Origin of the sequence: Microcoleus sp. BR0-C5, from assembly GCF_036705045.1 — a bacterium.
Taxonomy (GTDB): domain Bacteria; phylum Cyanobacteriota; class Cyanobacteriia; order Cyanobacteriales; family Microcoleaceae; genus Microcoleus.
This window is the reverse complement of the sequence record NZ_JAUBTR010000097.1, coordinates 1-21,360: the sequence shown is the minus strand read 5'-3', so window position 1 is coordinate 21,360 and position 21,360 is coordinate 1. Positions and strand designations below refer to the sequence as shown.

The 21,360-nt window shown below is 46.4% G+C and carries 16 protein-coding genes; 14 read left to right on the top strand and 2 right to left on the bottom strand.

Features of this window, described 5'->3' with window-relative positions; translation table 11 throughout:
• Window positions 1–640: 640 nt before the first annotated feature.
• The 14 genes from QUB08_RS28595 (at window position 641) to QUB08_RS28530 (ending at window position 18,387) form a co-directional block, all read left to right on the top strand.
• On the top strand, window positions 641–1,522 hold the full coding sequence (locus tag QUB08_RS28595) for a hypothetical protein (RefSeq protein WP_333229244.1): 882 nt from the start codon (window positions 641–643) through the stop codon (window positions 1,520–1,522).
• A gap of 134 nt (window positions 1,523–1,656) precedes the next feature.
• Entirely contained in the window at window positions 1,657–2,115 is a 459-nt protein-coding gene (locus QUB08_RS28590) for a chemotaxis protein CheW (RefSeq protein ID WP_333229242.1), read from the top strand.
• 327 nt (window positions 2,116–2,442) lie between these two features.
• Window positions 2,443–3,933 carry a methyl-accepting chemotaxis protein gene (locus QUB08_RS28585; RefSeq protein WP_333229240.1) on the top strand — a complete coding sequence of 497 codons (1,491 nt, stop codon included), beginning with the start codon at window positions 2,443–2,445 and terminating at the stop codon, window positions 3,931–3,933.
• 8 nt (window positions 3,934–3,941) lie between these two features.
• Window positions 3,942–5,237 carry a CheR family methyltransferase gene (locus QUB08_RS28580; protein WP_333229238.1) on the top strand — a complete coding sequence of 432 codons (1,296 nt, stop codon included), beginning with the start codon at window positions 3,942–3,944 and terminating at the stop codon, window positions 5,235–5,237.
• Between the two features lie 16 nt (window positions 5,238–5,253).
• On the top strand, window positions 5,254–6,960 hold the full coding sequence (locus tag QUB08_RS28575) for a methyl-accepting chemotaxis protein (RefSeq protein ID WP_333229236.1): 1,707 nt from the start codon (window positions 5,254–5,256) through the stop codon (window positions 6,958–6,960).
• Window positions 6,961–7,339: 379 nt separating this feature from the next.
• A complete protein-coding gene (locus QUB08_RS32220) occupies window positions 7,340–7,729 on the top strand; it encodes a chemotaxis protein CheW (RefSeq protein ID WP_445300962.1) in 390 nt (129 codons plus the stop codon).
• Between the two features lie 2 nt (window positions 7,730–7,731).
• A complete protein-coding gene (locus QUB08_RS28565; RefSeq protein ID WP_333229232.1) occupies window positions 7,732–10,074 on the top strand; it encodes a hybrid sensor histidine kinase/response regulator in 2,343 nt (780 codons plus the stop codon).
• Between the two features lie 109 nt (window positions 10,075–10,183).
• Window positions 10,184–11,215 (top strand): chemotaxis response regulator protein-glutamate methylesterase, encoded by a 1,032-nt coding sequence (locus QUB08_RS28560; RefSeq protein ID WP_333229230.1) that lies wholly within the window; start codon window positions 10,184–10,186, stop codon window positions 11,213–11,215.
• Window positions 11,216–11,507: 292 nt separating this feature from the next.
• The gene (deoC, locus tag QUB08_RS28555) at window positions 11,508–12,185 is read left to right on the top strand and encodes a deoxyribose-phosphate aldolase (RefSeq protein WP_333229228.1); all 678 of its coding nucleotides are present in this window, start codon (window positions 11,508–11,510) and stop codon (window positions 12,183–12,185) included.
• Between the two features lie 565 nt (window positions 12,186–12,750).
• The gene (recO, locus tag QUB08_RS28550; protein ID WP_333229226.1) at window positions 12,751–13,626 is read left to right on the top strand and encodes a DNA repair protein RecO; all 876 of its coding nucleotides are present in this window, start codon (window positions 12,751–12,753) and stop codon (window positions 13,624–13,626) included.
• Between the two features lie 231 nt (window positions 13,627–13,857).
• Window positions 13,858–15,429, top strand: a complete 1,572-nt coding sequence (locus QUB08_RS28545; protein WP_333229224.1) for an MFS transporter — start codon at window positions 13,858–13,860, stop codon at window positions 15,427–15,429.
• 26 nt (window positions 15,430–15,455) lie between these two features.
• Window positions 15,456–16,682 (top strand): glycosyltransferase family 4 protein, encoded by a 1,227-nt coding sequence (locus tag QUB08_RS28540; RefSeq protein ID WP_333229222.1) that lies wholly within the window; start codon window positions 15,456–15,458, stop codon window positions 16,680–16,682.
• Window positions 16,683–16,772: 90 nt separating this feature from the next.
• Window positions 16,773–17,201, top strand: a complete 429-nt coding sequence (locus QUB08_RS28535; RefSeq protein ID WP_333229220.1) for an NUDIX hydrolase — start codon at window positions 16,773–16,775, stop codon at window positions 17,199–17,201.
• Window positions 17,202–17,475: 274 nt separating this feature from the next.
• A complete protein-coding gene (locus tag QUB08_RS28530) occupies window positions 17,476–18,387 on the top strand; it encodes an NAD(P)H-dependent glycerol-3-phosphate dehydrogenase (protein WP_333229218.1) in 912 nt (303 codons plus the stop codon).
• A gap of 86 nt (window positions 18,388–18,473) precedes the next feature.
• Here the strand turns inward: QUB08_RS28530 and QUB08_RS28525 are convergent, their stop codons facing one another.
• Window positions 18,474–18,779 carry a small RNA NsiR4-regulated ssr1528 family protein gene (locus QUB08_RS28525; protein ID WP_333229216.1) on the bottom strand — a complete coding sequence of 102 codons (306 nt, stop codon included), beginning with the start codon at window positions 18,777–18,779 and terminating at the stop codon, window positions 18,474–18,476.
• A gap of 221 nt (window positions 18,780–19,000) precedes the next feature.
• A partial coding sequence (locus tag QUB08_RS28520; RefSeq protein ID WP_333229214.1) for an SNF2-related protein occupies window positions 19,001–21,360 on the bottom strand: 2,360 nt, incomplete at its 5' end.

The window sequence follows — 21,360 nt, the reverse complement described above, 5'->3', positions numbered from 1 at the left end:
GTAGGCACAGATATTTTTCCTACAGTGAAGGTATGAAAATCCTTAGTCATCAAAGCCAGAACTGCGGAATGTGGGTTGTATGAAACTCGACAGCCTAGTTTGGTTAGCGCTCGGACGAGGTTACTGGTGGCTTGTTTGTTTTCGGCATTGATCAATATGCGGGGTTCTGAGTCGGTTTTGGGGCGCACGGAGAGCCTGACCCTGGTTGATCGAATTCACCCGCGCTGTATATCTTTGCAGGCGCTCTTGCCACCGTCTTTTCCCGATTAACAGCAGAAGCAGGGCAAGCAAAGTAGGCAATGTGGCTAGACCCTCGCCTTTTATTTGGGGTATTTACAATTTCGTTTATCGTTCAGAACGCGATCGTCATCTCCTATGTGGCGATCGTAAATTTTAAAACAATTAATCAACTTTTTGCAAGCATCGTTAGGTGGTAAAATCAGGGGTTGCTTAGCAAGGGAGTTGATGAGTGAGGGGATATATTTCTAAACTGAATCATCCTGCCGTTAGAGGAGTTGTCAAGGGACTACCCCTAATTGGTTGCTTGCTGATCGCCGTTTTTAGTTACTGGCTGTCTCAAACTTTGCCAGTTCAGGCAGATGCTGTTACATCTCCAAAAACTTGTCAAATTGGAGTTTACTTGACATCATTGCGAGATTTTAAGCCAGCAGAGAAGTCGTTTTCTGCAAACTTCTGGGTCTGGAGCGTTTGTCCTTTTGAAACTCCAAAACCTTTAGAAAGCCTCAAGGTTGTAAATAGCAACGAAGTTAACAAGAATTACAGCAGTTTTTCCCGAAGCGAAAATTTGTCGGATACATTTAAGGCCAGTAAAAACGTATTCTGGTCTGAAGAGGAGATTAGCACAACTCTCTATTACAACTGGGACACAAAAAATTATCCATTCGATCGCCATGGATTGAAAATCACTCTTGAGGAAACACAGTTAGATGCTTCCACCTTCGTTCACGCCCCAGATTTTTCTGGCACAGGCTATCAGAAAGATATGGAGTTGGAAGGTTGGAAAATTATAGATTTTAAGATTGCTCAAGAGAATTTCCCTTATAGAACAAGCTTTGGTAGTCCGGGAATTAAAAAAGAAATAAACTCCCGGTCGCGCTTAATTATTTCAATTACAATCAACCGCGAGAGTAAAGTTAGCTTTTTTAAACTTGTGATGGGAGTTTATGCTGCTGTGGCACTCTCAATAATGGCATTGTTGCTGGATGAAGAATTAATGGGCATCCTTGTGGGTAATTTGTTTGCAGTTATCGTGAATCTGCAAGCAGCTACCTCAGATTTGGGTAGTAGCAATTCTGTCACCCTGATTGATTTCATCCACATCATCGCAATCATTTACATCTTCATAACAGCAATTGTGCTGGTCTACACTCGATTTTTAAGTGAAGCAGACCAGTCGGATTTGTCACGGTATTTAAGGCGCCGCCTTGCTGTTCCGATCCTGGCTGGATCATTTGTTGTTGTTAATATTGTTGTCATTTCTCATGCGGCGATCGTGGGTTAGATCAAAACGCCAGCACACAAAAGATTACGAAATAATTTAATTCTCGATTATTTAGCGCTCATGTGCTAACCTTGAGCAACAAGTTTATCGTCTTAAAAAAAAGATTCATCCCTAATAAAAACTGATCGTTACAAGTGCTAATTCTACTTTTCTACGCTGGAAATGACCTCTACGCGATCGACAGTTCGTACATTGTTGAGGTAATTCCACGAGTCAATCTCAGAAAGGTACAGCACGTACCAGAATACGTGGCTGGTTTGTTTAACTACCGGGGAGTTGTCTTGCCAGTGATCGATTTGTGCCATTTGATCCAAGGTACACCGAGCAGATCGCACCTTAGTACCCGCATTATGATCGTCAAATATCCCTGCCCAAACGAATCGATCCAATATTTAGGGCTGATGGCAGAGCGAGTTACGGAGACCCTCAGTATATCAAACCTAGATATTAGGGATTCCAGCATTCGGGTTGAGGAAGCACCCTACTTAAGTGGTACGATTGTCGATGAAAAACGGATTATTCAATGTGTCCAGCTTGAGCGACTTTTCAGCGATGAGCGACATAGTTACTTGCTGACGGGTGAAGAAGCCTAAGCTGTTACGCATTTAAATTGGAAATTCGGGACAGGCTAGAAGCCCGTCCCACAAGAGTTTTATTGATTTTTGACACACTGTTTAAATGTAGAACAGCCTAACCCAAAGGAGTGTTGATGAAGAATATGTTGAAGAAATCAGGAGGAAAAGCAATGGTTTAGCACAATCCTTTTTAAGGTTTTCATCGTACTTGTAATTATTTTTTTATCGCCAACATATATGTTGAACAAAATTACCCACCGTCTAATACTGGGTTTCTCGATTCCTATTCTTTTCCTGCTAGTTCTGGGAGTAATCCTGTATTCAAGCACTGCCCACTTGATCAAAGTGGAAGAAGACTCAAAGCAACTTTTCGACGCTTACGAAGATACGAATGAGTTTGCTTACGATGTCTCTAAAATCATTGGCAGTGTTCGAGGGTATGCACTCTATCCTGGAAGTCAGGATCACCGAAAGACTTACGATGAAGCTCGAGAAGCCATGTTTCAGAAGAAGCAAGATTTAGCAAAAATTACCGATTCGCAGGCTCGCACGGTGATTAACGAGATGATTCAGCTTGGTGAAGAGGACGATCGCATCGCAGCCGGTGTTTTTTCTCTCATTGATACCAACAAACTGGCCGAGGCAAAACAGGAACTTTCAAAGACTCAGCTTGCTAAACTTGAAGACTTACGCACTCAAGCCACTAAAATCCTTGGGGCTCGACTCAATGAAAATCGACAAGAAAGCGAGCAAGCCAAGAATTTTGAGATTCTGGTGATTATTCTGGGAACGCTGGTGACCCTGCTGGCAACCGTGGCGATCGGCTTGTGGGTGGCTTTACCCATCCAGCGGCAGCTTCCAAGAGTGGTGCAAGCAGCAGAGCAGATTGCTGATGGAAATTTACAACAAACAATTGAGCCGAATCAAGATGGTAGCGAAATTGGGCAATTAATGACCGCGTTTCACTATATGTCTAAAAATCTGAACTCGCTAATTCTCCAGATGCAAAAGTCTGGAGTGCAGATTGGCACTTCCGCAACTCAGATTGCAGCAGCCGGTAAAGAGTTAGAAGCCACGGTTACAGAACAGCTTGCCTCAACTAATGAAGTGAGTGCAACCTCGCAGCAGATTGCCGCCACTTCTAGAGAGCTAGTCAAGGTGATGGACCAGGTTGAGGTGATGGCGCAGTCTACAGCAATTGCTGCTGGTGCCAGTCAAAATGACTTAAACCGGATGGAAACGGTGATGCGCCAACTTTCGGCTGCAACAACCTCGATCGCGACAAAACTTGGGGTGATGAATGAAAAGGCAAACAACATTAACAGTGTTGTGACGACCATTAATAAGGTTGCCGATCAGACCAACCTGCTGTCGCTAAATGCGGCAATCGAGGCAGAAAAAGCTGGAGAATACGGGGCGGGTTTCGCGGTTGTAGCACGGGAGATCCGCCGATTAGCTGACCAAACCGCCGTCGCCACTCTGGAAATTGCCCAGATGATCAAAGAGATGCAGTCGGCAGTTTCTACTGGCGTAATGGAAATGGATAAGTTTAATAAATCTGTCGTTGATAGCGTTGCCGATGTCAGCAAGATTAGCGATCAGATTGCTCAGGTAATTCAGCAGGTGCAAGGATTGAGCCCACGCTTTGAGCAGGTGAGCCACAGCATTGAGGAACAATCGATGGGATCGCAACAGATTAGTGAAGCGATGGGATACCTGAGTCAAGCATCTCAGCAGACGGTGGACGCTTTACGGGAGACGAACAGTGCTTTAGGGCAGCTTGATGGGGCGGCAAACGGATTACGATCAGAAATTGCTCGGTTCAAAACTGCATAGGCTTACCGATGGTACTATCTGCGATCGCGACATTACTGAGCCAAACTATAGGCTTAGACCCCGATTCAATTGGCTCCAACTGGATTGCCAGAGCAGCCGAGAATCGTCGAGTCGGCTGTAAATTGCCTGACCTGGACAGCTATTGGGCACGCTTAAAAACCTCCACTTCAGAATTACAGGAGCTGATCGAACTACTCATCGTGCCAGAGACTTGGTTTTTCAGGGATGGCAAACCGTTTGATTACCTTAAAACCTACGTCACCTCCGAATGGCTGGGGTCGCCAAACCGCAATCCGCTCCAACTGCTGAGTGTTCCATCCTCTACGGGCGAAGAACCTTACTCAATGGCGATCGCCCTACTAGAAGCCGGTCTGCTTCCGAAACAGTTCACGATCGATGCCATTGACATTAGTCATAGATCCCTGGCAAAGGCAAAGCGCGCAGTCTACACCAAAAACTCCTTTCGCGGCGATGCTTGGACAGGGCGAGATCGCTACTTTCAGCAAACGGCGGAGGGCTACGAACTATGCCAGCCCGTTAAGGGGCTCGTCAATTTTCAGCAGGGGAATGTAATGACCTCCCTGACGCTGATTCAAAAGAAATACGACATCATCTTCTGCCGCAACTTGTTGATATACCTGCAATCAGAAACCTGCTCGCAGGTATTAGCAGCGATCGATCGCCTACTCATACCAGGAGGGTTACTGTTTGTTGGAGCCTCTGACACTGGAAAAATTGTCGCAGACCAGTACGCCTCTGTCCGTGTGCCTTTCACATTTGCTTATCGAAAGTCGAAACCATCGCTTCCACAACTGGCACCCCTCAATATTACTCAACTCAGACAGGTGCCATCTCAACTAATAACTCCTCAAACCATTGCCAAGCAATCTTTAGGAGTGAAAAATTACTCGGCGCCAAACACTCAGCAAATCAAAGAATCCGATCCATCTGCGAGTTCAAAGGATTTAAGCCCTGAACCAACATCGTCTATTGATTTACAAACAGTGAAAAAGTTAGCGGATGACGGGCGATCTGCAGAAGCAATCACCCTTTGTAACTCGTATCTTGTCGATCATCCAACGAGTGCGGTTGCCTACACTCTCTTGGGAGAGCTGTATCAGGCCCACCAGCAGAATGCCCAAGCAGAGCGATGTTTTCAACGTGCTATATACTTGGAGCCAAGCTCTTATGAAGCGTTAGTTCACCTCGCCTTATTGAAGGAAAATCAAGGCGATACAGTAGGGGCAAAAATCATTCAGCAGCGAATTCAGCGCTTGCAGCACCGTCTCAAAACAGAAGCTTAGAAGGGGAAACCTGAATATGTTCAAAAATCTATCCATGCAGGCACGCCTCATCTTCGCGTTCATGTTCATGGGGCTTTTGGTGCTGATTGTGGCACTGGTAGGTCTGAGCGGCAGTTCTCGCTTGAGTAAGCACATCGACTCCCTAGCCAGCAATAGTGTACCCAGCATCTCCGGCTTGTGGAAAATTAACGAAGGAAAAACCCAGATCGAATCATCAGAACGGGGCTTGCTGAATATCAATCTAAACAAAGGTGCGCGGCAGGCAGAGATCGATCGCATGGATAACGCCTGGAAGCAAATTCAGGAAGGGTTTCAGCAGTACGAAGCGGCTCCTAAGTCTGACGCTGAACAGAAGGTATATAAAGACTTTTTGAATACGTGGGATGCGTGGAAGAAAGCCCATGAGGAATTTTTGAGGCGTAATCTCCAGTTCGAGAGACTGGGAGTTTTCAATCTATTTGAAAATTCAGCGGGGAATGCTGGTTTGGCGATCGGTGGCTACAAAGAGCTTGAGAAGCAAGTTCAGGTAAACCGTCAGCCCTTCACAGACGCCAGCAATAAACTTTTGGAGGTGTTGAAAATGAATCAGGATTCGACAGCGGAAACAGAACGTGTATCGGCGAAAGATGTTTCTCAAGTCGGATTTTGGGCATTTGTGGCAATCCTGATCGGTCCGGGAACTGCGCTGTTATTTGGAATTTTCTTTAGTAACACGATCGCCAAACCTTTAGGAGCCAAAATTGCAGGGGTAGTTGACATTGCCCAAAAGATTTCAGCAGGAGACTTAACCAGCCAAATTTCCCTCGCTGACCAGGAAGATGAAGTTGGTCAATTGCAGAATGCCTTTTACACCATGAATAAAGACCTGAATGCGCTAGTCAACCGCATTCAACAATCAGGTAATCAAATCACCAGTTCTGCCGACCAAATTACGGCGTCTGGAAGAAACCTGGAAGCAACGGTTACAGAACAGGTTGCTTCAACGAATGAAGTCAGTGCAACGGCTCATGAAATTGCCGCGACATCAAGAGAATTGGTGAAAACAATGGAGCAGGTTGCTGCAATGGCTGAACAGACAACAGTGGCAGCCGGTAACAGTAAAGACAATCTGAACCACATCGATTCTGTGATGCGCCAGTTGCTAGAAGCTACTCAGGTAATTTCCTCCAAGCTGGAAATCATGGACAAACGAGCCAATAACATCAGCAGAGTCGTGACAACCATCACGATTGTGGCAGATCAAACCAACTTGCTTTCGCTCAATGCAGCACTGGAAGCCGAGAGAGCCGGAGAATACGGCGCGGGCTTTTCGGTTGTGGCGCGGGAAATTCGACGCTTAGCCGATCAGACTGCTGTTGCCACTCTAGAAATTGAGCAGATGATTAAGGAGATGCAATCGGCAGTTTCTACCGGCGTGACAGAGATGGATAAGTTTACGAAGTCTGTTGTTGATAGCGTTGAGGATGTCAGCAAAATTAGCGAACAAATTGCCCAAGTCATTCAGCAGGTGCAGGGATTGACCCCACGCTTTGAGCAGGTGAGTCAAAGCGTCGATGAACAATCTCAGGGAGCGCAACAAATTAGCGAAGCGATGGAGCATCTGAGCCAAGCATCTCAGCAGACAGCAGGCTCGTTGCGAGAAACCAATCACGCCTTAGAAGAACTTGACGAAGCTACTCATAGCTTAAAGAGAGAGATTGCGCGATTCAAAGTGATGGCATAGAAATTGAAAATTGAGAAATTGAACAATGGAAAATTATTTGAATACGGTATCCATAACAGACGATTCGGAATTTGACCATCCAACCCTGAACGATTGCTGGAATCAAATTGGGGTGATGGGCGATCGCACCTGTGGCGAACTGAAGACGGTTATTCACTGCCGCAACTGCAAGGTTTACTCGGCGGCTGGACGCAGCTTGCTAGAGCGCAATGCTCCACCAGAATATCTCCAAGAATGGACAGACATCTTGTCAGAAGCTTCCACACAGCAAGTGGGAGTGGGAGAAGGGATGCTAGTTCGCGCCACAGATACCCTTTCTGTAATCATTTTTCGTCTCGGTAGTGAACGGTTAGCATTGCCAGTCAACATCTTGCAAGAAGTGACTCCCCCTTACATCATTCATGCCGTCCCTCACCGCACTAACTCTGTATTTTTGGGGTTGGTCAACATTCGCGGTGAAACACTTCTCTGTATTTCGCTCAGAGACTTACTCGGTCTAGAGCCTGTCGCCGAATCAGCAGATTTCTCGAATACGATTAATCCGCAACGGATGATTGTGGCTGGAAAGAATGAAAACAAGTGGGTGTTTCCAGTGGATGAGGTTCATGGAACTTACCGCTTTCATCTTAATGAGTTCAAAGATGCTCCTGTTGTCATTTCCAAAGCATCGGAAGCTTACACCAAAGGGGTCGTTACTTGGCAAGGCAAGAAGATCAACTTTTTGGACTCTGAACTATTCTTTTACACCCTAAGTCACAAGGTTTTTTGACAATGAGCGATGATTCTATGCTGGAGCTATTTAGACAAGAAGCTGAGACGCAGATTGCGATCCTGACTCAGGAACTATTGATATTGGAAGCCAACCCTCAATCTGAGGATGCACTGGAAGCGCTGATGCGGGCAGCTCACTCGATTAAAGGTGCCGCTCGAATTGTTTCTCTAGATGCCGTCACTACTCTGGCACACTGGATGGAAGATTGCTTTGTGGCAGCCCAGAGCCAGATCCTCACGTTAGGTTCCGACCAAATTGATGTGTTACTGCAAAGCGTTGATTTGCTTCAAGCGCTTAGTCAGGTAATGGCAGTCGATCTACTTGAATGGTTGGCCCAAACAACTGGAGAGTTTGAGAGGTGTTATGAGGCGATCGCGGCTCTGCTACCTCCAAATTTTAGCGATCGTCGATCGACATCCCTGGTTACATTCGATCAAAACTCAGCGTTGAGCCAAATCCCTGGTCAGGAAATTGCCACGGTCGATCCGAGCACCACCCCAACCGATCGGGTGGTGCAAGTCTCGGCAGAAAATTTGAAACCAGCGCTGAGCCAAAGCCCACGGGGGGAAATTGCCACGGTCGATCCGATCGCCACCCCAACGGATCGGGTGGTGCGAGTCTCGGCAGAAAATTTGAACCGGATTATGGGGTTGGCGGGTGAATCGCTGGTTGAGGCAAATTGGCTGCAACCCTTTGCCGATTCCTTTACCGCCCTCAAATCTCGTCAATTAGAGCTTTCTAGACTTCTAGAAACGATCCATACTGCGTTAGCGAACAGTCCAACTAATTCAGAAAGCCTGCAAGTTCTGGATACAGCTCGACGTAAAGCACAAGAATGTCGGGAAATGCTCACGGATCGCTTGGGTGAACTGGAACTATATGCTCGTCGCACAACCAACTTGAGCGATCGGCTTTACCGGGAAGTGATTGCCTCCCATATGCGTCCATTTGTTGATGGAGTACAAAGCTTTCCTCGCATGGTTCGTGACCTAGCACGAGGATTGAATAAGCAGGTCAAGCTAGAGATTGTCGGTCAGTCAACCCCAGTCGATCGTGACATCCTCAAGAAACTGGAAGCACCCCTGACTCACATGATTCGTAATGCGATCGATCACGGGATTGAATCGCCCCAAGAGCGAGAGGCAGCAGGCAAACCGATGGAGGGAACAGTTCGTCTAGAATCATTTCATCGTGGCGGTATGCTGGCAATTACCATTTCCGATGACGGAAGAGGAATTGATATCGATCGGATGCGCCAAAAGATTATCGATCGGAATTTAGGTTCACCCAAAACGGCTGCTCAACTTAGCGAAGCTGAAATCATCGAGTTTCTGTTTCTACCTGGATTTTCTACAGCCGAACAAGTGACTGAAATTTCAGGACGTGGTGTGGGATTAGATATTGTCAAAAGTATGGTGCAAGAGGTTGGTGGAACGATTCGCGCCACATCTCAATTCCGAAAGGGTACTAATTTTCACTTTCAACTTCCCCTCACGCTCTCGGTTGTCAGGACGCTAATTGTCGAGATTTCTGGTGAACCTTATGCCTTTCCCCTGGCACGAGTGGGTCAGATTGTCAAACTCGACAAATCGGACATTTATGTTGTGGAAGGTCGCCAATATTTCACTAAAGATGGTCAAAATATCGGGTTGATTGCCGCTCACCATGTTCTGGATTTACCGGAGGCTTTATCTTCCGATGATGCGATCTGTGTAGTTGTGATCAGCGATCAATCCAACGCTTATGGCTTGGTTATAGACCAGTTCTTAGGTGAACGGGATTTAGTGGTGCGTCCACTCGATCCGCGTTTGGGTAAAGTTCGGGATATTAGTGCTTCTGCTCTAATGGATGATGGCTTGCCTGTTTTAATTATGGATGTTTCTGATTTGGTGCAATCCATTGACAACATGCTCAACAGTGGTCAGGTGAGACCTGTTGATGTCAACAAAGCCAAAAAACCAAAAGGCAACGATCGCCAACGCATTTTAGTTGTGGATGATTCCATTACTGTGCGCGAAATGACCCGAAAGCTGCTGCAAAATCGAGGCTACGATGTGGATGTTGCCGTAAACGGAATGGATGCTTGGATAGCGATTCGGAGCAATCATTACGACCTTGTATTGAGCGACATCGATATGCCTCGCATGAATGGAATTGAACTTGTCAAACAAATCAAAGACCATCCCACATTCAAGTTGCTGCCGGTGATTATCGTGTCCTACCGGGATGGCGAATCCGATCGGATTCTGGGCATGGAAGCTGGGGCAGACTATTACATCACCAAAAGCAGCTTCCATGACGACACATTAGTCAACGCGATCGTCGATCTGATTGGACAATAGCCATTTCACCAGAGTTAGCTAAAAAAAAAGGGTAAGTTAAAAATTATGATTTCCCTACGGAAAGATTTACAGTGGATACATCCACCATCAAATAATGCCTGTAGTTAGAATGAGAATTGCGATTGTCAATGATATGGCTATGGCAGTGGAAGCCCTCAAGCGAGTGCTGCTAAGCGTTCCAGGTTATGAAGTGGCATGGATTGCACGGGATGGTGCAGATGCGGTTGCCCACTGCGCCAAAGACACCCCCGACTTAATTTTGATGGATCTATTCATGCCAATCATGGACGGTGTGGAAGCCACCAGCCAGATCATGAAACAGTCTCCCTGTGTGATCCTGATTGTGACGGCAAGCGTGGGAAAGAATGCCGGGAAGGTGTTTGAGGCAATGGGGCATGGTGCCCGTGATGCAGTGAACACTCCCGTCTTAGGAATCTCAGGAAGTCCAGAGTCGGCCCAACCGCTACTGACAAAAATTGCGACTCTTAGTAAGCTAATTGGCAAATCATCTCCATCCTCAACTCCAAAAACCCAAACTTCAAAATTTACTTCATTCTCCACACCTTCGAGCCTGCTCCCTCCCCTAGTGGCGATCGGCTCCTCAACAGGTGGTCCCAAAGCTCTAGGCACCATTCTCTCCCGCCTACCAGCAAACTTTGGTGCGGCCATTGCGATTATTCAACATGTCGATATGCAGTTTTCGGCGGGGCTGGTGGATTGGCTGAATCAACAAACACCCTTGACAGTGAAAGTAGCTAAAATTGGCGATCGGCTGGAGAAAGGTATTGTCTTAGTTGCAGGTACAAATGATCACCTCAGTCTTCGTTCTGATTTCACTGTGCACTACACAAAAGAACCGATTGACTATCCCTACCGCCCATCAGTAAATGTGTTCTTTAAGAGTCTTGCCCAATACTGGAACCACAAGGAAACCGCCGTGTTACTGACTGGGATGGGACAAGACGGTGCAGAGGGAATGAGCCTTTTGCGATCGCGGGGATGGCACACAATCGCTCAGGATGAGAAAAGTTGTGTGGTATATGGAATGCCCAAAGCGGCAGTTCAGCTAAATGCAGCGGTTGAAGTTCTACCTCCTGAAGCGATCGCCGATCGGTTAGTTCAGCGAGTCCTGTTCAAATAACTCGGTATTCTCAATGTGAACCATGATGAAGCCAAGAGAAAGAAGTAGATGAGTGATACAATTTTGGTAAACTAGACAATCAACTGTAAAGTCACCACTTCCTTTTTACCAAAAACGATCGGAGGTTTTTTCTCAATAGTTTTATGAGAGCATTGCTTAAATAGAATATCAAAGAACACTCGCTTACTGAAGTCCCCCGAGTCGCTTAAATTCCAGCCGGAAAGAAACGTAAGTTTTCCGCATCCCGTTTATTTTGTATAATAAAATAGTTATCCAGCGAGAGAAAAAAACAATGGCTGTAAACCAGGCAGACATCGATATTGCCCCCTTGATCGACTACGGCCTGATCGACCCCACCGCTACGCCAGAGCAAGTAGAATACTGTTGCCAACAAGCAGAGAGATTTGGGTTTGTCACAGTTTGCGTGTATCCCGCCTACGTCAGACAAGCAGTTGAGCTGCTGCACGGCAAACGTCCCAAAGTCTGTACAGTTATAGGTTTTCCCACCGGTGCTTCGACTTCAACGGTGAAAATTTACGAAGCTCTAGAAGCAGCAGATAATGGAGCCGTAGAGTTAGATGTCTCCGTTAACTTAGGATTGTTGAAAGCTGGAAGAATCGACGAATTCCACCGGGAATTAGCCCAAATTTGCGAAGAAACCAATCTCACCATTAAAGCAATTATCGAAAGTTCGCTCCTTTCCGATGCCGAAAAACAATTAGCGGCTGAGATTTGTATGGAAGCTGGTGCTGCCTACATCAAAACCAACACTGGCTTTTTTGGCCCGGCGAAAGTTGACGATGTGCGACTGCTGAAGGAAGTTACGAAGGGACGGATTGGGATTAAAGCGGCCGGCGGAATTCGTACTCATGAACAAGCTTTAGATTTGATCGTCGCTGGGGCCACTCGTTTGGGGACTTCTCGTGGCCCCGAATTACTCCGCCAGCGCGATAATTTAGATAATCGTTGACAGTTGACTGTTGACTGTTGACAGTTGACAGTTAACTGTTAACTGTTTGTTGGCTGTTGACTGTTGACTTGTATTCATTGATCATTAATCAATTGTTTATCATCTATTGTTTAAAGGAGTTAATATGGAGAACTTCCCACAGCTACAAGTTTATCAATTAGCCGAAAAAATCTCAAACGAAATATGGTTTATTGTTAAATAATGGGACTACTTTACGAAGGATACGAGGGACTAAAAAATCGTGAGAGTGGCTGATAATGTTGGTGCTAATATTGGCGTGGCGAAGGACATGGACGCCATAGTTATCAAAATAATCAGCGTTCCGTAAAAATTGCCAGAGGTTCATTAAGCTAAACAAGAGACTGGTTAAGAATTGCTTATGCTCGTAATCTTTTAACTCAAGAACAGAGCGATGGATTGCATCCGTTATTGAATGAACTTTCATCAAAACTTAATGCCTATCTTAAGTCACTAAAACAAAAAGCTAAAGGTTAACAGCCAACAGCCAACAGTTAACGGTTAACAGCCAACAGTTAACAGTCAACAGTCAACAGTCAACTAACAAATGATTAGAACTTACAAAGCAACTGGAATCAATCTTAAGAGTGCGCCGATGGGCGAGTCAGATCGAGTGCTGACAATTTTGACGCGGGAATTCGGCTTAATTCGAGCCGTAGCACCGGGTGTTCGCAAACACCGATCGACCATTGGCGGTAGAAGCGAATTATTTGTTATCAACGAATTGCTAATTGCCAAAGGCCGATCGCTCGACAAAATTACCCAAGCCGACACGGTACAATCCCATCCGGGTTTGAGCCGCAACCTAGGGAAACTCGCAGCCGCGCAATATTTGGCCGAATTGGCGATCGCCAGCGCCCTTTCCGATGAGCCCCAAGAAGAACTCTTTTGGTTGCTGGGCGAACATTTGAGCCGTTTGGAACGTTTGTCCGATCGCACAGAAATCGAATCCGCCGCCGTACTGATTGCTCACCTCGCCCACGGCATTTTTCACTTGCTAGCCTTAGCCGGCCTCGCGCCCCAAGTCCAAGTTTGCTGCGCCACCAGAGGGCGGCTCATCCCAAATTTCACCGATCCGAACTGGCAAACCGGGTTTAGTATACCCTCTGGGGGAACCTTCAGCTTGTCCGAGCTAGCTAACCTAGAGGCAGAACTCTCTTCAGAAATTGGTAGCTTGTACAAATCCGCCTCCCGTTCCCGGCAAACGAATGGCAGCAAACACTTGACAAATTTCGAGATAAATGCTAAGGAATTAGCAGCGCTGCAACAGTTGGCTAGTCCAGAACTAGGAGAGGGGATTGCCGATCGAACAACTTGGGTATCTGTCGAAAATATTTTGCGACAATATGCCCAGTATCATTTAGGTTGCACGATTCGATCGGGAAGCTCGATCGACACCTACCTAGAGAGTTTTGAGTTTTAAATTTTGAGTGTCGATTTAAATAGGTGAAGGGGCGATCGTACATCGCACCCCCAGCCGGCGGGATACCCGAACCTGCCGGCCATTTCAGGTAAATTCTCAAGGTTGTTGCGACATCAGATAATAGATAGAGATAAAGTTACGAGATTATTAATAAACTTAGGGGTTAACCCCTCAATTTGAAATTCACATCCCCCCAACCTCCACCATCCCAGGTGATCCACCCCAAATCCTATGATGCGACTGTCCGATTCTGATTTGACAATATCTGTGTTAGCTGTGACCCACCACAAAATGGAAGAACGAGAAAATTTTCCAGATTTTGACTCTTATCCCGTCTCCGCCGATCGACAATGGAGCAACGTCCCAGACCCAGAAATGGATAAATATCCCACAACTCCCGAAACAGAGTCAAGCAACGGCAAAAGCCAACAACCCGAATCAATCCCCCCGCTGGCAACAGCAGACCCAGCAGCCGGGAACTCGGAAGCAGTAGCCGAAATTCCCGAAAAAGAAACGGGATTTCTGCCAGTGCTCAAAAACCCAAATTTTCTAGCATTGTGGAGTGGGCAAGTTTTTTCCCAACTAGCAGATAAAGTTTATCTCGTACTGACGATCGCCCTCGTAGCCAGCCGCTTTCAAGCGCCAGATCAAACCATCAGCAGGTGGGTATCGGCAATCATGATCGCCTTTACCATTCCCGCAGTGCTGTTCGGGGCCGCCGCGGGCGTGTATGTCGATCGCTGGTCGAAAAAAGCAGTGCTCGTCGCCACAAACCTGCTGCGGGGAGGCTTTGTTTTAACATTGCCCGTGCTGCTGTGGCTCTCTGACGGGTGGGAACTCGGTCAACTACCACTCGGATTCTGCTTGCTGCTGCTAGTGACATTCCTAGTCTCGACTCTAACTCAATTTTTCGCCCCAGCAGAACAGTCAGTGATTCCCCTAATTGTGGAACGCCGCCACCTGCTATCAGCCAACTCCCTCTACACCACAACCATGATGGGTTCGGTGATTATTGGCTTCGCAGTCGGAGAACCCTTACTAGCTTTAGCCGACACCCTATTTACCAACCTCGGCGGCGGACTCGGCATCGGCAAAGAATTAGTAGTAGGGGGAAGTTACGCCTTCGCCGGAGTGCTCTTGCTGTCGATGAAAACAGGCGAAAAAAACGATGCCGAACACGAACCGCCACATCCCCTAGCAGATTTGCGAGATGGTTTGCGTTACATCAACGATCAACCGAAAGTCCGCAATGCTTTAATTCAACTAATTATTCTATTTTCCATTTTTGCAGCCTTAGCAGTTCTAGCAGTTCGGCTGGCAGAAATCCTCCCCGGTATGAAAGCATCACAATTTGGCTTTTTGCTGGCTGCGGTAGGCGTTGGCATGGCTGCTGGGGCGACGACAGTTGGCTATCTCGGCCACAAATTTTCTCACTCCCAACTGAGTTTAATCGGCTCGATTGGGATGGCACTTGCTCTGATGGCCCTTTCTGCATTTACACACCATTTGTGGCTCTCGGTGCTGTTCATTACTCTGTTGGGTTTATTTGCCTCATTGGTGGGAGTGCCGATGCAGACTACAATTCAAGCAGAAACCCCAGAAGAAATGCGGGGAAAAGTCTTCGGGCTGCAAAACAATGCCACTAATATCGCTTTGAGTTTACCGTTGGCTTTGGCCGGGGTAGCAGAAACATTTCTGGGTTTGCCGACAGTATTTTTGGGTTTAGCAGGATTAGCGATGGCTGGTGGTGTCTTAACCTGGTATATTTTCCGTAGCACTAATAGCAAAGTCGATCGAATCTAAAAAATAACAAACTCTGATTTACTGGAATGCACATCGCTTGGCTAGGAAAAAAATCACCTTTTTGCGGTAACGTCACTTACTCCAGGGAAGTCACCAACGCACTATTAGACCGGGGATACCAGGTCAGTTTCCTGCACTTTGCCCAAGAGGCGGACTCACTGGACAGGAACAATACGGGGTGGAGTATGGCAAATGGTTCATGGGGAAAGGGAATTACTCAAACCTCATATACCACTTCGCTTTCGTCCGCCAGTTGCAACGAAGTCTCTTTACCCTGTCACTACAAATCGCAAATTTATACGATTCCCACTCTCAAGTCCCGCACAGTGCTGATGAAATCTCTGCGGCGGCTGAAACCCGATGTGGTTCACGCTTCCCTGACGCTTTCACCTCTAGACTTTTTGCTGCCGGAAATTTGTCAAGAATTGAATTTGCCTCTGGTGGCGACTTTTCACCCGCCGTTCGATCGCAAATTGCGGAATTTGACATCGGGAACCCAACACCTGATGTATCAACTGTACGCTCCGTTTTTGGCGAACTACGACTCGACGATCGTTTTTTCTCAGATTCAGCGGGATATATTGGTGAAGTTGGGAGTGCCACAGGAACGGGTGGCTGTGATTCCCAACGGCGTGGATGCTGTTAAATATTCTCCAGGGCCTTCGGGGTTGAAGTCGGAATTAAAAGCCGATCGAATTTTTGTTTACCAAGGCCGCATTGCCCAGGAGAAAAATGTCGAGTCGATGCTCAAGGCCTGGAAACACTGTAATTTTGGCCCTGGGAACGTATTGGCGATCGTAGGCGACGGGCCCCTAGCAGCCTCGCTGCAACTGTTTTACGGCGAAGATGATGGCATTGTGTGGCTCGGATTTGTTGCCGAGGAGGAACGCCGGATCGAAATTCTGCGCGGGGCAGACGTATTTATTTTGCCTTCTTTGGTGGAGGGACTGTCGCTGTCGCTGCTGGAAGCGATGGCCTGCGGTTTAGCTTGTTTGGCAACCGATGCCGGTGCTGACGGCGAGGCATTGGAGGAAGGCGCGGGGATAGTTTTGAACACTCAGCGGGTACGGAGTCAGTTGCAAACCTTGCTGCCGCTGTTTTGCGACCATCCTGAGTTGGGAATGCTGCTTGGTCAAAAAGCACGCCAACGAGCGCTCGATCGGTACACTCTCAGTCAGAATATTAGTGAGTTGGAAAAGCTGTACTCTGAGGTTTTGCAAAAGCAGCGCGTACCACTTCGCGGTTTAGCATGATTCAGCAGGAAGAAGGAACTCCGAATTAGTTGAAATTAATCCCTGTATCCGTGTCACAATCCGTGTCGTGCCTTCCTTCTTCCTTTGCAAATGACTTACAAAAATCCCGCTCCTACAGTTGATATTATCATCGAATTAGCCGATCGCCCCCATCGGCCGATCATACTCATCGAACGCCGCAATATTCCCTACGGCTGGGCAATTCCCGGCGGTTTTGTCGATTACGGGGAAGCGGTAGAAACGGCGGCAAAACGCGAAGCTTTAGAAGAAACAAGTTTGAATGTAGAATTAATTGAGCAATTTTACGTTTATTCTGACCCAAATCGCGACGCCCGCGAACACACTATCAGTATTGTATTTTTGGCTTCTGCAACGGGGGAACCTCAAGCCGCCGACGATGCTAAAACTTTACAGATTTTTGAATCTTGGCAGATTCCCCATCAATTATGTTTCGATCACGATCGCATTTTGCGCGATTATTGGCGTTACCGTCATTATGGATTGCGGCCGCGTTTGTAGGAGGGGAGTTTTTGTTTCGTTCATCTCACATATTGTACAAATGTCAGGAACAGGCTTTTCGGCCTGTTCCACAAAAAAAACTCAATCTTCTTGCACCAATGTCAGGAACAGGCTTTTCGGCCTGTTCCACAAAAAAAACTCAATCTTTTTGCACCAATGTCAGGAACAGGCTTTTCGGCCTGTTCCACAAAAAAAACTCAATCTTCTTGTGGAATGGGCTTCTAGCCCGTTAAGCGAGAATGTTGCAGCATCTGAGTTCATTAAACTAAATTCTATGGCAAACTTGACAATATTAGGCGGAGGTGCTTGGGGTTCTGCCTTGGCAAATCTGGGAGACAAAAAAGGCGATCGAGTTAATTTGTGGTCGCGTAGCAGTTCTTTTAGTCTAGAATCAGTTATAACTGGTGCAGATGTTGTTGTTTCGGCAGTTTCCATGAAAGGAGTTGGAGCAACGGTCGATCGACTTTTGGCTTTAGAGTTAAGTCCCAGTACAATTATAGTTACTGTCACCAAAGGTTTAGACCCCGCGAGTACGCGCACTCCGTCTCAAATTTGGCAAAATGCCTTTCCTAACAATTCAATTGTGGTACTTTCGGGCCCTAATCTTTCCGAGGAAATTCAGCAGGGATTGCCGGCTGCAACGGTAGCGGCGAGTTTGGATTTAGCGGCGGCCAAACAAGTGCAAAATATTTACAGTTCTGATATTTTTCGGGTTTATGTGAATGAAGACCCGCTGGGGACTGAGTTAGGTGGAACTTTGAAAAACGTATTTGCGATCGCCGCTGGTGTTTGCGACGGTTTACAATTAGGAACTAATGCTAAATCTGCTTTGCTGACTCGCGCTTTGCCGGAAATGATTCGGGTAGGTTCTCGTTTGGGAGCTCGCGCCGAAACTTTTTACGGTTTGTCTGGTTTGGGAGATTTGCTTGCTACTTGCAACAGTCCTTTGTCGCGCAATTATCGGGTTGGTTTTGGGTTAGCTGAAGGCAAATCTTTAGAGCAAATTTTGCACGAATTGCAGAGCACTGCTGAGGGTGTTAATACTACTAATGTGTTGATTGATTTGGCTAATCAACGCGGCATTGAAGTTCCTGTTTCTCGTCAAGTTTATCGCTTATTAAATAGTGAAATTACTCCTGAACACGCTGTTTTATCGCTGATGGAACGCACTTTAAAGCCGGAGTGAGTAAGTTTTTTAGCATTAAAATTTAAGCTTTTGGGCGGGCAAGATGCCCACCCCACAAGAGTTGGGAAAAATAGGATAAATACTATCTATTTACCGCCGTAATAAAAGGCAATTTCTTTCTCTTTCAGCGGTGCGAAGTTGGCCGCAACCAACATTTTATCGAGTTCCTCTTGTCCGATGTGTTTGACACCGATTCGGACAATGCGCGATCGCATTGTATTTGACACGCCACTGCGCTGTCTGCCAGCTTCTAATCCCATCACTTGCTCGTAGAGGTCTAATTTTGCCTTGGGAATCGGAGTGCCGTCAAAGTCCATTCCAGAGGCGATCGCCACATCGATCGCATCTGCACCAGTTGTAGATTGAGCCGCTGAGTTTGTTTCTGAAGACATTGTGCAAATTACATAAAAAGGACGATCGTCATTAAAAGTAGTTTAGTCCTAAAAGTGCCAAAAGTGAAATAAACTAAACATATTCGATTAAGGACTATTGGACTGAGATATTACACCAATGTCAGCAACAGGCAAGATGCCTGTTCCACAAGAAAATTAATTCTTTGTGGAACAGGCATCTTGCCTGTTCAGAAAAGGCTTATGGAAATTGGTGCAAGATATCACTTTAACACAAGGGCGATCGCACTTAGCATTTCTTCAAACAACGGATTACCAAAACTCATCAATTGCAGTGAAGCCTTTTCCTCAAAGATATCCGGGTAAAATGTGATAGAATAATCGCGACTTTTATAGTTAAGCTGCCAAGTGCGATTTTTACAGCGATCGAAGATAGCGCCAATCTGCTTTAAAATCAAAGAATTGACAAACAAATCTTCGATGGTTTCAGGAAACAGAGAAGTCGGCTGCAGAGGTTGACGGATTTCTTGCAAGTCTGATTCTACATCCATCGCTACCATTTCATCGAGGGCCGGGCCCGGAGGCGGCGCGTCTAAAATTCGATCGAACTCTCCCAACAAAACGCCCTCTTCTTCGGGATCTGCACTCATCACAGCCTGTTCGATGAAAGTGGGAACTGTTGCCAGAATCGGTTGCAAATTACCGACTACGGTTTGAAAAGCATCAATGCGATCGCGCAATTTCTTGTAAACCTTCGCCTCTACCGTTCCGTCGTAATAAAAATTGTGTATTCTTACAGTATCATAAATCTGCCCGATGCGATCAAGCCGGCCAATGCGTTGTTCGACTCGCATGGGATTCCAAGGCATATCGTAGTTGATTAAAACACCGCAAGTTTGCAAATTTAGCCCTTCTGATGCGGATTCAGTACACAGTAAAATTTTGATAATTCCTTCTCGGAATTGGGTTTTGATTTGTTCTTTCGGAAAAGTTCGCCATTGTCCATTTTGATACAATTCTCCGCCGCGCCCAGAATAGCAAGCAATCTGAGTACCATATAATTGTTGTAAAGCAGTTCTGAGATAGTCCATTGTGTCGGTGTATTGCGTGAAGACGATCGCACTTTCGCGCTGGATTAGTTCTTGACGCAAAATTGTGATAAAATGCGAAAGCTTGCTATCTTCGCCAGTATTCTCGAATTGATACAGTAAATCTTCTAAATATTTAATCTCTTCAGGATCGGCTGGTTCAAAATAAGATTCCATTCCTTCCAAAATCACATCATCGGCATCATCTAAATCGTGAAAATCATCCTCAGTAATGCTAATTCCTTCGAGGCGGCGCTGTAAGGATTCGCGGATGGCGTAAAAGGAACTTGTCAGGCGTTTGCGGTAAAGAGTCATCAAAAATCCTAACGCTTTGCGGTTGTCTTTTTGCGCTAGATTGTAAAAGTGCCGCACGTAATTGCTGACGGCGAGATAAAGCGGCACTTCGCGGTTATTTTCTAAAGTAATCGCATTGTCTCTGACGGCGCGGTGGGGAATATCGCGATCCAACAATCCCCGCTGATAGTATTGGCGCAAGGTGTCGCGAGTGTGGCGAAACATCAAATCTTTGAGGGGAGTATTAACTGTCAAATATTGGCGGGAAGCGGCGATAAAATCCGTGTCTTCAGCAACTTGTTTTGGGTTGACTCGCTGGTTTTTTTCCCAGACATCGCGCAACTTATAATATAGCAATCGATCGCCCTTTTGGAGATATTGCTGCAACCGATTACAGGGCGAACCCCCTTGCTGGAAGTAATCCACAGACATCTGCTGCCAAAAATTCAAGGTTTGGCGATCGGGCTTTTCCGACAATGTGCTAAAATAATTGCAGAAATTCTCACCATAAGACCAATGTCCTCGCATTCCCAGAAGTTGCAATAAATCGAAAACTTCGATCGCGTCAATCTGCATCGGCGTGGCGGATAATAATAAAAGCGATCGGCTTTTTTCTTTCAATTGCTGCATTAACTGTAACAACCGATTCGGAGTTTCCTTGCGGTTTTGCGGGCTTTGGCGGCGGGCGTGATGCGCTTCATCCAGAATCACCAAATCCCACGGTTGCGCGTCTAAAAGCTGTTTTGTACGATCGCTCCGACGGACTAAATGAGATGATGCTAAAATTAGATTTTGGGAATTCCAAATATTTTCTTCCCCTGACAGACTCCTCTCCCCATACGGATTTTTTAATTCACCTTTGCTATAACTCCAAAAGTGCAAATTAAATTTTTCGCGCAATTCTTCATGCCATTGCGGCTGAATGCTAGCAGGTGCTAAAATTAACACACGTTTGACTTTTTGGCTGACGAGTAAGTAACGCAGAATTAACCCAGTTTCGATAGTTTTCCCCAATCCAACCTCATCCGCAATCAGGAAACTTTTCGGGAAATTGGCCGCAACTCTACGCAATATCTTAATCTGATGCGGCCAAGGTGCGATCGGAATTGATTTCAAACAATAATCGAGACAACTCGGCGAAGCGTACAAATTGAGAAGCGGTTCAAATTTAGCATAATCTTGGGATAGTTCAGGGCAGGGCGGGCACGGGGGCACCGCCCCTACAAAACCTTCCGTAGGGG